The 13059-nt window shown below is 53.3% G+C and carries 11 protein-coding genes and 1 tRNA gene; 3 read left to right on the plus strand and 9 right to left on the minus strand.

Annotated elements, in window-relative coordinates:
* Positions 1–40: 40 nt before the first annotated feature.
* From deoC to FHI25_RS10935, 7 genes are all read right to left on the minus strand, one after another.
* Positions 41–874: a deoxyribose-phosphate aldolase gene (gene deoC / locus FHI25_RS10905; protein ID WP_246879039.1), complete on the minus strand. Its 834-nt coding sequence runs from the start codon at positions 872–874 to the stop codon at positions 41–43.
* A 181-nt stretch (positions 875–1055) separates the two neighbouring features.
* Positions 1056–2195: a succinylglutamate desuccinylase/aspartoacylase family protein gene (locus FHI25_RS10910; RefSeq protein ID WP_210517765.1), complete on the minus strand. Its 1140-nt coding sequence runs from the start codon at positions 2193–2195 to the stop codon at positions 1056–1058.
* A gap of 115 nt (positions 2196–2310) precedes the next feature.
* The gene (locus FHI25_RS10915; protein WP_008891029.1) at positions 2311–3057 is read right to left on the minus strand and encodes an ABC transporter permease subunit; all 747 of its coding nucleotides are present in this window, start codon (positions 3055–3057) and stop codon (positions 2311–2313) included.
* A 3-nt stretch (positions 3058–3060) separates the two neighbouring features.
* On the minus strand, positions 3061–3753 hold the full coding sequence (locus FHI25_RS10920) for an ABC transporter permease (RefSeq protein WP_008891030.1): 693 nt from the start codon (positions 3751–3753) through the stop codon (positions 3061–3063).
* A gap of 114 nt (positions 3754–3867) precedes the next feature.
* On the minus strand, positions 3868–4665 hold the full coding sequence (locus FHI25_RS10925) for a transporter substrate-binding domain-containing protein (RefSeq protein ID WP_210517767.1): 798 nt from the start codon (positions 4663–4665) through the stop codon (positions 3868–3870).
* Positions 4666–4753: 88 nt separating this feature from the next.
* On the minus strand, positions 4754–5515 hold the full coding sequence (locus FHI25_RS10930; protein ID WP_343834339.1) for an ATP-binding cassette domain-containing protein: 762 nt from the start codon (positions 5513–5515) through the stop codon (positions 4754–4756).
* A gap of 363 nt (positions 5516–5878) precedes the next feature.
* Positions 5879–7825 carry a methyl-accepting chemotaxis protein gene (locus tag FHI25_RS10935; RefSeq protein WP_210517769.1) on the minus strand — a complete coding sequence of 649 codons (1947 nt, stop codon included), beginning with the start codon at positions 7823–7825 and terminating at the stop codon, positions 5879–5881.
* A 291-nt stretch (positions 7826–8116) separates the two neighbouring features.
* On the opposite strand from FHI25_RS10935, the gene FHI25_RS10940 reads away from it, so the two are divergent.
* Positions 8117–9091: a TAXI family TRAP transporter solute-binding subunit gene (locus tag FHI25_RS10940; RefSeq protein ID WP_063089580.1), complete on the plus strand. Its 975-nt coding sequence runs from the start codon at positions 8117–8119 to the stop codon at positions 9089–9091.
* Between the two features lie 113 nt (positions 9092–9204).
* Complete coding sequence (locus FHI25_RS10945) at positions 9205–11445, plus strand: TRAP transporter fused permease subunit (protein ID WP_210517771.1); 2241 nt, start codon at positions 9205–9207, stop codon at positions 11443–11445.
* 87 nt (positions 11446–11532) lie between these two features.
* On the opposite strand, the gene FHI25_RS10950 is transcribed toward FHI25_RS10945, so the two are convergent.
* Both FHI25_RS10950 and FHI25_RS10955 read right to left on the minus strand, forming a co-directional pair.
* Positions 11533–11871 carry a zinc ribbon domain-containing protein YjdM gene (locus FHI25_RS10950; RefSeq protein WP_064789224.1) on the minus strand — a complete coding sequence of 113 codons (339 nt, stop codon included), beginning with the start codon at positions 11869–11871 and terminating at the stop codon, positions 11533–11535.
* 109 nt (positions 11872–11980) lie between these two features.
* Positions 11981–12070: transfer RNA gene (locus tag FHI25_RS10955), tRNA-Ser, on the minus strand.
* A 161-nt stretch (positions 12071–12231) separates the two neighbouring features.
* Between FHI25_RS10955 and FHI25_RS20795 the strand changes: the two genes are divergently transcribed.
* On the plus strand, positions 12232–13056 hold the full coding sequence (locus FHI25_RS20795; protein ID WP_210517773.1) for a YdcF family protein: 825 nt from the start codon (positions 12232–12234) through the stop codon (positions 13054–13056).
* Positions 13057–13059: the final 3 nt, after the last annotated feature.

The following is a 13059-nucleotide window of genomic DNA, read 5'->3' on the forward strand; positions in this document are numbered from 1 at the left end:
TTATCCGGGCAATGCGATGCCCAGCAGATAGTCATAAATTCTAGTAGTTGCCAGTCGCAGCCGGTGCATCACCCGGTTTGGAACCACAGGTTTCAAGCAACGCGGTCAAAACGCCACTTGCCCCGAAACGGAAGGTTTCCGGCTTTGCCCAGCCATCGCCCATTATGTGATCGGCTATCGCAAGATAAAGGGCGGCGTCCTCGGTTGATTTAACTCCGCCGGATGCCTTGAAGCCGGCATCAATACCATCCTCGTTGCGGGCATCGCGAATGGCAGTCAGCATTGCAACCGCGGCTTCGGGCGTTGCGCCGACAGACACCTTGCCGGTCGATGTCTTCACGAAATTCGCCCCGTGCTTGATGGCAAGCCGGGCGGCGTCGTAAAGTTTGCCAAGGTCATCAAATTCGCCGCTTTCAAGGATGACCTTCATGGTAGTCATCGTTCCGCAGGCCGTGCGCGTGGCATCGACAACATCCGTTGCGGTCGCGACATCGCCCTCAAGAAATGCCTTGTAGGGGAAGACAAGATCGATCTCGTCTGCGCCCTTGGAAACACAATTTGCGGTCTCGTCGGCTACACGCTGGGCATTGGTGCCGCCTTCGGGGAAGTTTACCACGGTTGCGGTTTTCACACCTGACTGGCCCAGTGCCCGCCAAGAGGTTTCGATAAACGAGGCATAGACGCAAACAGCTGCTGTGTTTCCCTCAGGCGTTTGCGCGCGTTTGCACAGGGCTTCGATGACCTGTTCATTGTCATCATCATTCAGGCTGGTCAAATCCAGAACACAAATCGCGCGGCGTGCCGTCTCGGCGTCTGCCACGGCCTTGTTCTTGGCTACTGAAATGACTTCTGAAACAGTTTTCGGATCGAACATCAAATATTCCTTGCAACGCGCTATGCGCGGTTCGTCAAATTCGGCAAAATCGGTGACCATCTGGCCCGAATGAGAAAAACGGATCAACGACGGCCTGAAGGGTATCCAACCTTCATTCGGCAATCAATCGATCCGTCTCAAAATACAGTTTCAATCAGAACGCGGAAACGTCAAAGGCGCGCTATTTCGACAGCAGAAGCTGACCTTCACGTCCTTCAAGCGGTTTTTCACCCGCGACCGAGCACAGATATCCGCCCGGAACAATAAGCCGAATACCGATGCGGGAATACAGCACCCCGTCGGTTCGGCTGGAGAACGGGGTTTTCTCGCCGGTTTCACAATCAAGAACATAACCAAGCTCCTGACCGGCTTTGACTTTCGCGCCAGCCTCAGCCGCGAAAACAACCATGCCACCATGTGACGCCATCACGCGATCCACACCGGCAAGCGGGGTGGCATCACATTTGGCGTCCGGCAGGGGGCCCGGGTCGCCAGCAATCAGACCACGGCGCTGCAGGAACTTGAACAGATTGGCGGCATCGGCGATTGCGTACTCATCATAGACATCGCGATCACCACGCAGCTCGATCGTGGTGGCCAGTGTCGCCATCGGGATCGGGAATTTGTCGCCATAGGCACGGCGAAGTTCGACCCAGGGGCGGCTGAATGCCTCGTCAAACGGGTTGTCGCCACTGATTTCTGCGATCAGGCTGCATTCCGACCCGATCTGTGCCGAAAGATCCGCGGCATCCGGCCAGTTATGGTCGCTGATGTATAGATGCATCGGCGCTTCCCAGTCGCAATGCAAGTCCATGACGTAATCGGCATCAATCGCAAGCTCCGCCAGTGTCAGACGCAAATCCTGCAGGTCTGTCAGCGGGCTGACATCCTTGCGGTGTTCCTTGATAAGGCGGCGCAACTCGGTCCGGATCAATGCAACGTTGGCCTCGGCATTCTGCTCCAGTTTGCCGTCAATGGCATCAATAAGTGCCGCACTCAGATCCGGATAGTGACGGTTAAAGTTTTGACCACTGCGCATTTCGAAGCGGCCAAGCGGCTTCATATCGACATACTGGGTAAAACCGATCGGATTGGCGAAGGGAACAATAACGATTTCACCGGTGATGTCGCCCTTGGCGTCTGCTTCCTTCAGAAGTGCCTCAAGATGGTGCAACGTAATGACGCCGGGCAATTCATCTGCATGCAGGGCAGCCTGGAAATAGGCCTTAGGACCTTGGCCCGGTTTGCCAAAGCGCCGCACGGTCAAAGCGCGTGAGGTGCCCATTTGCGGGCGGACGAGTTCAATGCGTTCTTCTTGCATTTCGATATCCTGAAAGGTGGTGGCGTGGGGCGAATCAACCCGGCCGCATCAAAGCACCTTCGACGCCACGCCGACAGGTGCCAATCTCCGAATACCGGGTTTGATCGGGTATTTTTTAGGCCGAGGTTGCTGCTTTTGCTCTGCCTGTTTTGGGTTCGTTGCGCTGCTCACTGCGACGCAGATAGCGTTCGATCCCCTTGAAGCCAAAAGTCAGCGAGTAAACGATAATCAAATAGATCACACCGGCCGATATGAACGCCTCATAGGGAAGGGCGGTACGCGCAACGATCTTACGGGCAGCACCGGTGAGTTCCATCATGGTCACGGTCGATGCCAGCGACGTCGCCTTGAGGGTAAAGATCACATCGTTGGTGTAGGCAGGCCAGATCATCTGCCACATGCGGGGAAAGATAATGCGCCGATAGGTAATCCACGGCGACATGCCGCATGCACGGGCGGCTTCGAGTTCACCATTGGGCACATTCTGGATGCCGCCGCGCATGATTTCGGCAACATAGGCCGCCGTGTTCAGAACGAAGGTCAGCAGACAATACCAATACGGGTCGCGCAGATAAGTCCAGGTCCAGTGATCCTGAATGCCGTCGATGTTGGCAATCAGCTGCCCGACGCCATAATACATCATGAACAACTGCCCGATCAGCGGCGTTCCACGGAACACATAGATGAAGGCAAAGGGCAGGGCCTGTATCCATACCTTTTTCGAAACACGCGCCACAGCCAACGGAATGGCCAAAAGCGTGCCAAGCGTCACCGAAATCACCAGCAACTCGATGGTCAGCAAAAAGCCGCGCCATAGCCAGGTATCGTACTTGCCAAGAACGTATATGAAATCTTCAAACATCTGCTACGCCCTCGCCACACCGCGGGCAGCCCGCTTTTCAAGATAGTTGAAGACCAGCAGCGAAACCGTTGTAAATGAAAGGAACATAAGCATCGCCACCAGATAGAAAGTGAACGGTGCCTTCTCTGTACCGGCGCCAATGGCAGCCTTTCGCATGATTTCCTCGACACCAACAACCGAAATAAGCGCGGTGTCCTTGATCAGGACCTGAAACAGGTTGTTAAGCCCGGGCAGGGCGAAACGCCAAAGTTGCGGTAGCTTGATGCGCATGAAAATCTGCATCGGTGTCATGCCGCACGCTGTCGCGGCCTCGATCTGACCAATGGGGATCGATTGCATGGCAGCCCGGAAAACTTCGGATGCGAATGCGCCCTGAACCAGGGCCAAGGCAGCAACACCTGACCAGAATGCGGGGATATCCACGCGGGTTTCCTCGCCGGAAATCGCTTCGGCAAGGCTTTGGACAGCAATGGTGCCGCCGAAATAAATCAACAAAATAACAAGCAGCTCGGGAATGCCGCGAATAAGAACGGTATAGCTTTCCCCGATCACACGCAGTGTGCGATAGCGCGACAGCTTTGCTGAGGCGCCCAATAAACCAATAACAATCATGAATGGCAAAACGGTTAGGCAAAGCTGAACTGTGACCAGTCCCCCTTCAAGCATCTGCCAGCCGCGGCCGTATAAATCAAGCATGGTATCTCCAGCTTTCCTTGATGCCGAACGTGCTTTTCACCCCTGATTAAAAGCAACACCCAACAATAAGGGAGGGGCGGCGAACAATTCGCCGCCCCGGATAGATCAGGCAGATCAATTCGGATGCAGATCAATCGCCGGGAAGTATTTCTTGTTCAGTTCTTCGTAAGAACCGTTTTCAAGCATTTCAGCCAGGGCTTTGTTGAAGATTTCCTTCAGGTCCTGGTCTTCCTTGCGAATACCGATACCGGCACCTTCGCCAAACCATTCGCTCGGTGCGAACTGGTTGGAAACGAAGCCGTAACCGTTGCCTTCTTCGGAGTTTACCCATGCTTCGAGGGTGCCGGAGTCAGCAAGGGTCGCATCTACGCGGCCAGCGGTCAGGTCAAGCAGGGCTTCGTCCTGGGTGCCGTACATGCGGATTTCGATACCCGGGAAGTTGTCTTCAAGGAAGTTTGCGTGCGTGGTCGAACGCTGAACACCGATCACCATTCCATCAAGCGCGTCTTCGATGACTTCGCCGTCTTTGTATGCGGTGATGCTCATGCCGTCCTTACCAACGAACACTGCCGGAGTGTTGCTGTAATAGTCGGAGAAATCGATGGAGCGCTTGCGCTCTTCGGTGATCGACATCTGAGCGATGATCGCGTCATATTTCTTGGCCAAAAGACCCGGGATCATGCCATCCCAGTCCTGAGCAACGATTTCGCATTCGATCTTTGCGGTTTCGCAAAGCTTGGTGGCGAAATCAACGTCGAAACCGATGAGGTTGCCATTGTCGTCCATCATGTTGAACGGAGGGTAGGCACCCTCGGTCGCGATAACGACTTTTTCCCAGGCAGCACTTGCTGCCGAAGCACTCAGTGCAATGCCAATTGCTGCGGCAGATGCAACCTTGATCCAGTTTTTCATTCATAGTCTCCCTTGTTGATTGGAATGGCGCGCAACGACGTGCTCCCATTCTTGCGGCCAGAGCCAACCAGGCCCTGGTCTGCCCAAATCAGAAATCGCGCTGAAGAAACTGCTTCATGCGTTCAGATTTTGGATTCTCGAATACATCGGTCGGATTGCCGAATTCCTCAACCCGTCCCTGATGCAAATACATCACATGACTTGATACACCGCGCGCAAAGCCCATCTCGTGGGTCACGACAAGCATCGTGCGGCCTTCTTCGGCAAGATCGGTCATAACCCTGAGAACTTCACCGACGAGTTCCGGATCAAGTGCCGATGTCGGTTCGTCAAACAGCAAGACGTCAGGTGAAATCGCAAGTGCGCGCGCAATGGCTGCGCGCTGTTGCTGGCCGCCAGAGACATGACCGGGATAATAATCCCGACGTTCATACATCCCGACCTTTTGCAGCAACGCGTCTGCGTTCTCAATTGCTTCTTTTCTCGGAACACCAAGCACGTGGATCGGTGCTTCAATGACATTCTCAAGAATGGTCAGGTGGCTCCAGAGATTGAAGCTTTGAAACACCATCGCAAGCTTGGTACGAATACGCTGAAGCTGCTTTTTATCGGCGGCTTCCTGTGAGCCATCCTTGAGCCTCTTCATGCGGATAAGTTCACCTTTGACGTGAACAGCGCCGGCATTGGGCGTTTCAAGCAGGTTGATACATCTCAGAAACGTACTTTTGCCCGAACCGGACGAGCCAATAATCGAAATCACGTCCCCGGTATTGGCCGTAAGATCAATTCCTTTAAGAACTTCATGGTCCCCAAAGCTTTTGAACATCCCTTCGACCTGTAGGGCGGGTATGTCTTTGCTCATAACGAGTTTAAATTATCCCTGTTGAGAGTCTTCATTCTTCGTTCGTCTTAGCATCCGAAATCGGATGCTCCCCCACAAGACACGCCAAAGCGCCTCTCATTCCGTCAATAATTGCCTGTCCAACGAGAGCATTTCCACTGATATTTTGCAGTTTTATGAAGAAAACTGCGGTTTCAGACGGTTACACATCATCATTAACGACCGCATTGCACAAATCGTGCAGCAGTAAGGGATTTTACGCAATAAAAAACTACATGGATTTTAGGGAGAAGATGCGCCCACGACGGAATCCGGCCGATGGTTGGCAAAGACCACGGTCTCAAACCATGCAAACCAATGACCGTTTATAACCTAGTCGTTGTCGCGCACAGATTTCAGGAAGCCGATAACTTCTTCCCTGAGACGCTGGGCAAGTTTTCGCAATTCCTGGGAAGACGAGAGGAGCGAGTTGGCTTCCTCACTTACCATGTTAGCGGTATCAGAGACGGCCGACACATTTTGCGAGACTTCCTGCGTGCCTGATGCTGCACGTTGAACGCTGTCTGCAATCTCTTGTGTGGCAGCCCCTTGTTGCTCAACCGCGGCTGCAATGGCATTGCAGAATTCGTTGATCCGCTCGATCGTTCCGGAAATAGACCTGATTTCGGAAACTGAACGGTTCGACGATCCTTGAATACCATCTACCTGAACCTGAATATCGCCAGTAGCCTTGTCTGTTTGATTGGCAAGCGATTTCACCTCACCGGCAACGACGGCAAAGCCCTTACCAGCATCACCTGCACGTGCTGCTTCGATGGTTGCGTTCAGCGCCAGAAGGTTTGTTTGCCCGGCAATATCTTGAATGAGACCAACGACTTTTCCGATCCGCTCAGCGGCCTCGGCAAGCTCCGTGACCGTTGCAGAGGTACTGTTGACGCCAGAAACTGCCTCGGTCGCCACTTCGATTGATTGCGTAACCTGTGCACCAATTTCGCGAATGGCAGCAGAAAGCTCCTCGGTTGCGGACGCCACCGCCTGGACATTTTCCGTCGTTATGTTCGCTGCACTCGAAACAGCGGCGGCACGGGCCGTCGATTCCTCTGCATTGGCAGATAACTGGGTTGCGACCGACTGCGTTTTTTCGGCCGCGTCAGCCACTGTTTCTACAATGGAAAGAACACTCTTCTCGAAATTGTCTGCCATTTGTTCCATGGCGCGCCTGCGCGCCTCAGCCGCATGTCTGGTCGCGGCCTCGTTCTCGCTCGCCAGACGATCCACTTCTGCAGCGTTGTTCTTAAACACCAGAACAGCCGCGGCCATCGCGCCAATTTCGTCCTTGAGTTCCGTTCCCGGGACATCGACATCCCTTTGACCATTGGCGAGGCGGGTCATGGCCGACGTCATACTCATAACCGGCCGTGAAACCCAAATTCGAACTAGCAGCCCCATCAGGCCCATTATGGCCAGAATGGCAATGATGGCGGTAATAATCGCAGTGTAGCGAAACTCGGTAAGCGACGCATATGCGGCATCGCGATCAAGTGCAAAGCCGAGATACCAGTTTACAGAAGGCAAGCCATTGACGCGGAAAAAGGTGAACAACTGATCGCCTGTGCCATCAATGATGTTCTCCATGCCTTCCTTTACCGTTGGTGTGTCGTCAGGAAACACTTCAGGCAGGGGTTTAAGGGTGAATTCCGCACTCGGATGGATCAGGACCGTTCCCTGATCATTAACCAGAAAGCCATATCCGATCCCGCCCAAATCGATGCTGCGAACCAGATCACCAAGGATACCAATATCGATATCGCCGCCAACAACCCCAAGAAGGTTTGATCCATCAAAAACAGATGTAGTCGCCGTAACAATGAGCTGACCGGTGGATGCATCGGTGTAGGGTTCGGTAAGCGTACTGTCACCGACAGAAACTGCATCTGCGTACCATGGGCGTTGGCGCGGGTCGTAGTCGGGTGGCAGATCATCGGGCGGATACATAGTCATCACACCGTCAGCACTGCCGAAATATGAAAAGATAAATGACTCGGCAAATGCCTCACCGCTTGCAACTTCAGAGACATTGGTGGGGGAACTGTCACGGGCAATATTGTTAGCAAGGCTCTCAACCAACAGGCGCCGGCCATCAAGCCAGTTTGAAATACCGGCAGTGGCCAACGAACCACTCTCGGTCAATTTAGCCACAAGCGCATTCTGGATGTATGTTCGTTGCTGATAGTCAAAATAAAGGATGAATGCCGTGAATGTCGCAACAACGATCATTGCCGCAGCAAGCAATATCCGGCTACCAATATTGAGCGACATGCAGCAACCCTCCGGAAGAAGTACATTACATTAAACAAATGTGGTTGCCTGACCCGATTACAAGCACTTGGTGCCGCGAAGAGTCAGGCTTTCGAAAAACGGAACCATCAGAATGTCTTCTCATTGCGGGATGCAACTAAAGTAGCACCCGACAAGAGATCGACATCACTATGAAATCTCTTTGTTTTCGGTATTGATTAAGAACCACATTGCTATCAACTTTGAGTTTCCCCATATGAGGAAATGACTTGTAGCGAACTCTCACAAAATACCGATAAACGGAGGAAATTAATGAAACGCGCATTATTTGCAGGGATGGCGGTCGCGTTCGCGTTCGGGAGCACTGCTGCCGTAGCGCAGGATCGTTCTGACTGGCCGGAGAGCTTTACCGTTGGTACAGCTTCACAGGGCGGAACCTATTTCGCGTATGGTTCTGGCTGGGCGAACCTTGTGGCAGAAGAACTCGGCATCTCGGGTGGCGGTGAAGTCACCGGCGGCCCGATGCAGAACATGGCCCTTGTCCATACCGGTGAAGCGGCCTTTGGAATGACAACGATGGGGCCGGCAGCGGAATCACTCGCAGGTACGAACCCGATCGCACCGGGTCTTCAGATGACCAACGCCTGTGCAATGTTCCCGATGTATCAGACACCGTTCTCGATCACGGCGCTCTCTTCCTCGGGAATTACCTCGGTTGCTGACATTCCGGCTGGCGCCAAAATCGGCTTTGGTCCGGCAGGTTCAACCTCGGATACATATTTCCCGCGTATGCTTGAGGAACTCGGTGTTGACTTCGAACGTCGTAATGGTGGCTGGGCCGACCTTGGCGGCCAGCTGCAGGATGGCCTGCTTGACGTGATTGCGTTCGCCGCAGGTGTTCCGGTTCCGGCTGTCAGCCAGCTTGAAGTACAGACTGACGTGAACATCATCGAATTCACCGAAGCTGAACAGAAACAGATCATGGATGCCTTCCCCGTATCCGAGTTCGACATTGCCGCAGACACTTACACCACGCTGACCGAACCGGCCCGTTCGGTTTCGATGTGGAACTTCGCGATCGCCAACTGCGAGCTTCCGGAGAGCTTTGTTTATGCCGCAACCGACGTTGTGATGTCTGACAACGAGCGGATGGTATCGATCCACCGTGCGGCCCGTTCGACTGTTCCGGCAAACTGGGACAAGAACAAAGTCATGAAGTGGCACCCGGGTGCTGCCAAGTGGTTCAATGAGAATGGTGCATCCATTCCGGCAGACATGATCTACTAATTTCTGTCTGTTACACATCTTGAAGGCGGACTGTCCGGGCGGACGGTCCGCCATCTTTCAATTATCAGCTTGCCTGTGGCCAAAAACAAACTTGCGTGAGAGCGGGGGAACAGATGACAAACAAAAGCCAGGTGGAAGACGAACACCTTATTGCCGATGGTGTTGACGAAGAGCCGGTCGAACATAATCGACGTCTTTTCGAAGGCAGTGGCCTGACCTTTATCACCATTTCCGCTGCAATCTATGCAGCCTTCCACATGCTTGCACTGAATGGTGTTTCGCTCTCGGGTATGACGGGCGGGATTGTTAATCTGCCATTTCTCCCCGACTTTCCGCTTGAAACATGGAACTTCCGTATCGTTCACGTTGCGGGTGCGCTTGCGCTTGGTTTTCTGTGGTACTCGGCCAACAGTTTCAATAACAGCCCGGGCACAGGTACACCGCTTTTGGGGTATCTGTCGTATGTTCTTCTCGTGCCGGCATTCATGGCCACCGGTATGGCGTTTAGCTTCGCGCTCGACATCCAGAACGGTGTGATGTGGAACGGCATTGATGCGACAATCAAGTTTAATGAAACCTGGCTTTTCGGAACACCGCTTCTGGTGGCGACAGTAGGCGGTATTGTTTTGTCCTGGTTCCACAAAACATCACGCGAAAAATATTCTGCCCCCGACTTCGTGCTCTGCGTCTGTGCCTTCGCGGTCGCTGTTTATCTGATCACGATCTATGGCACATTGATGCGCAACTCGACGGGTACCCCCTTTGCGCCAATCGGGATTTCGATCGCTGCTGTTGCTGGCACATTGCTGATCATGGAGCTGACCCGAAGGGTTGCAGGTCTGGCACTGGTGGTCATTGCGACCATCTTCCTGATCTACGTTTTCGTTGGTGAATTCCTGCCAGGGTTCCTACAGTCACCATCCGTTACATGGCAGCGTTTCTTTAGCCAGGTTTACACCGATGCAGGGATACTCGGCCCGACGACCGCTGTTTCGTCGACCTATATCATTCTCTTCATCATTTTTGCAGCCTTCCTGCAGGCGTCCAAGGTTGGCGACTATTTCGTGAACTTTGCCTTCTCGGTCGCTGGTCGTGCCCGTGGTGGCCCGGCAAAGGTTGCGATCTTTGCATCCGGTCTGATGGGCATGATTAACGGTACGTCTGCCGGGAACGTGGTGGCGACTGGTTCGCTCACCATTCCGCTGATGAAAAAGGTCGGCTATCACAAGAAGACCGCCGGTGCGATTGAGGCTGCGGCTTCAACCGGCGGTCAGATCATGCCGCCGATCATGGGGGCAGGTGCCTTCATCATGGCCGAGATCACCGGCATTCCATATACCGAGATTGCGATTGCAGCCGTCATTCCGGCCATTCTTTACTTCGTGTCGATCTATTTCATGGTCGATTTTGAGGCCGCGAAACTTGGCATGCGCGGCATGCGCGAAGATGAATTGCCGCGCTTTGATGTAATGATCAAAAAGGTATTCCTGTTCCTTCCGATCATCATTCTGATCATCGCACTGTTCCTCGGCTATTCCGTGATCAGGGCAGGGACCCTTGCCACCGTTGCGGCTGTCGTTGTCAGTTGGTTAACGCCAAATCGCGTGGGGGCACGGTCGGTTGCCAAGGCGTTTGAGCTGGCAGGCGGCATGTCGATCCAGATCATCGCAGTTTGTGCCTGTGCGGGTATCATTGTCGGTGTGATTGCGCTCACCGGGGTTGGTGCACGCTTTTCCAACCTTCTGCTTGGTTTGGCCGAAGCCTCCCAGCTTTTGGCACTGGTCTTTGCCATGCTGATTGCCATTTTGCTCGGCATGGGAATGCCAACGACGGCGGCCTATGCGGTGGCCGCATCTGTGGTAGCACCTGGTCTGATTGAGCTTGGAATTGAACCACTTACGGCACATTTCTTCGTGTTCTACTTTGCAGTGGTTTCGGCGATCACACCGCCGGTGGCGCTGGCATCCTATGCTGCGGCCGGGATATCCGGGGCCAACCCAATGGAAACCTCGGTTGCGTCATTCAAGATTGGTATTGCCGCCTTCATAGTACCGTTCATGTTCTTCTATAACTCTGCCATCCTCATGGACGGCACCTATCTTCAGATCGGTCAGGCACTGATTACGGCCGTTGTGGGAGTATTCCTTCTGTCGTCTGGCGTTCAGGGCTGGTTCCTTGGCCGTTCAGCGGTTTGGTTCCTGCGCATTCTGCTTGTTATCGCAGCATTGTTCATGATCTCCGGCGGACTGATTACCGATCTGATCGGGGTGGGTATGGCAATCGGCACGCTCCTCATCCAGCGTATTTTGAAGCCAAAACCAGGAACGACATTCCGGATAGGCGGGGCTGACTAAGCCCTAAGAGGCGAATACACATAAAAAGAAAAAGCGCACCATATTCGGTGCGCTTTTTTGCTTTTGGTCGAACTTGTATTCAGTTGCCTATTCAACAACCTTCTTTACGAACTCCGATTTCAGCCCCATCTGACCGATGCCCGGGATCTTGCAGTCGATGTCATGGTCACCATCGACAAGGCGAATGCCCTTAACCTTGGTCCCGACTTTGACGACAGATGACGAACCTTTGACCTTGAGGTCCTTGATTACTGAAACCGTATCGCCATCGGCAAGTGGGGTGCCATTGGAATCGCGAACAACATTTGCATCCGCCTGACCCGTTGCAAGCGACCATTCATGGGCGCATTCAGGGCAGATCAACAAGTCACCGTCTTCGTAGGTGTAAGGGGATTCACATTTGGGGCAGGGTGGCAGTTCGCTCATATCAGCGACCTTTCGACGATTATGACGTCCTGACAGATACGGCTTGGCAGCACACAGAGAACATCACCGTGCGATTACTGAACTGGCGTTTGCACTGTCTTGGAGTAAATGGCGGAGAGGGTGGGATTCGAACCCACGGTACCCGTAAAGGCACGGCGGTTTTCAAGACCGCTGCATTCAACCGCTCTGCCACCTCTCCGCAAAACTGGTTGGAGCGTTTCGCTCTGGGCGCTTTCAATAAATTGGGGAGAATGACCTGTCAATAGGGCAATCCAATATTGCAGCGAATGCTGGTGATTTATCCTGATTTCAGTATGGTAATAACGTTATACAAACCAATTCTTTTCGGAATTTTCGCACGTGTTCTACTTCCTGTCCAAAACGATAAGCATCCTGAGCGACGCTGTATTCATGCACGGTTTCCTCCTCACGGTTCTGTTGGTGTTCATGTTCCTCAGGAGAACTCGCAAATTTGCAGTTGTTGGATTGATTATTGTGAGCGGAGCGTCGTTGCTAATCACGGTTATCCCGGTTGGAGACGCGCTCTCGCATCCTCTTGAAACCCGTTTCGAGAAACCAAAACTCTCACAGATCGAGTTTGCTGGTACCGTCACATTGGCTGGGAGCCTTGACCCTGACAGTTACCTAGAGCGCGGCGAAATGAATGTAGGACAGTCAGCCGACCGGATATTCGCGATGCTGCGAGTTGCCAGCCTGTATCCTGATAAACCTGTCTTGTTCACTGGTGGGGATGGCAATCTGACAGAGCGCGGATTTAGTGAAGCAGTCGTCCTTGAAAACTGGTTGGACGAATCGGGCCTGAAGACGTCGAACATGTATTTTGAAAAAAAATCGCGGAACACGCACGAGAACGCGACGAAATCTCTGGAGATGGTCTATCGCGAGTGGCCTGAACTTGCCAAAAAGCCTTGGGTACTAATCACTTCGGCGCAGCATATGCCAAGGGCGGTAGGTGTATTCCGTCAGGCCGGCTGGAATGTGATCCCGTATCCGGTCGACAGATCCACCTCAAATGACATCCATTTAGCAAGTCTTAACGTCTCTGACGGTATCAAATCGTTGGGCCGTGCTTTGCGGGAATGGGTTGGTTTGACCGCCTACTACTGGACCGGCCGCACAGATGCATGGTTCCCCGGGCCACAAAATCCTGGGGCGGAAAACTGATTA

This window comes from Thalassospira sp. ER-Se-21-Dark, assembly GCF_017922435.1.
Lineage (GTDB): Bacteria > Pseudomonadota > Alphaproteobacteria > Rhodospirillales > Thalassospiraceae > Thalassospira.

What these genes read in the sequence shown, in the direction of transcription:
- FHI25_RS10925 (WP_210517767.1), bottom strand. Translation starts at nt 4,665, where the DNA reads ATGAAAAACTGGATCAAGGTTGCATCTGCCGCAGCAATTGGCATTGCA.
- FHI25_RS10950 (WP_064789224.1), bottom strand. Translation starts at nt 11,871, where the DNA reads ATGAGCGAACTGCCACCCTGCCCCAAATGTGAATCCCCTTACACCTAC.
- FHI25_RS10945 (WP_210517771.1), top strand. Translation starts at nt 9,205, where the DNA reads ATGACAAACAAAAGCCAGGTGGAAGACGAACACCTTATTGCCGATGGT.
- FHI25_RS10940 (WP_063089580.1), top strand. Translation starts at nt 8,117, where the DNA reads ATGAAACGCGCATTATTTGCAGGGATGGCGGTCGCGTTCGCGTTCGGG.
- FHI25_RS10915 (WP_008891029.1), bottom strand. Translation starts at nt 3,057, where the DNA reads ATGTTTGAAGATTTCATATACGTTCTTGGCAAGTACGATACCTGGCTA.
- FHI25_RS10910 (WP_210517765.1), bottom strand. Translation starts at nt 2,195, where the DNA reads ATGCAAGAAGAACGCATTGAACTCGTCCGCCCGCAAATGGGCACCTCA.
- FHI25_RS10920 (WP_008891030.1), bottom strand. Translation starts at nt 3,753, where the DNA reads ATGCTTGATTTATACGGCCGCGGCTGGCAGATGCTTGAAGGGGGACTG.
- FHI25_RS10935 (WP_210517769.1), bottom strand. Translation starts at nt 7,825, where the DNA reads ATGTCGCTCAATATTGGTAGCCGGATATTGCTTGCTGCGGCAATGATC.
- deoC (WP_246879039.1), bottom strand. Translation starts at nt 874, where the DNA reads ATGTTCGATCCGAAAACTGTTTCAGAAGTCATTTCAGTAGCCAAGAAC.